This window comes from Prauserella cavernicola (assembly GCF_016595675.1).
GTDB lineage: Bacteria > Actinomycetota > Actinomycetes > Mycobacteriales > Pseudonocardiaceae > Prauserella_A > Prauserella_A cavernicola.
Window position 1 is genome coordinate 1 of the sequence record NZ_JAENJH010000060.1, and the last position, 293, is coordinate 293.

General features: G+C 71.7%; 1 protein-coding gene. It reads left to right on the forward strand.

Annotated elements, in window-relative coordinates; translation table 11 throughout:
• Nucleotides 1-34: 34 nt before the first annotated feature.
• On the forward strand, nt 35-293 hold a 259-nt coding region (locus tag JHE00_RS34685; RefSeq protein ID WP_307832240.1), incomplete at its 3' end, for an enoyl-CoA hydratase-related protein.

The following is a 293-nucleotide window of genomic DNA, read 5'->3' on the forward strand; positions in this document are numbered from 1 at the left end:
CATGTTCGACGCAATCCGCTCATGCCCCCGACCGGTGATCGCCGCGGTCAACGGTGCCGCCGCGGGTGGCGGCAACGAGCTGGTGGTGGCCTGCGAACTGGCGATCGCCGCCCGGTCCGCGACCTTCGGGCAGACCGGCCCTCGGGTCGGCAGCTCCCCTGTCACCGGCGCGACCAACGTCATGGGCGTGCAGATCGGCGAGAAGAAGGCCAAGGAGCTGGCCCTGCTCTGCCGCCGGTACCCGGCCGACGAGGCCGAACGGATGGGCCTGGTCAACGCGGTCGTCGACGACG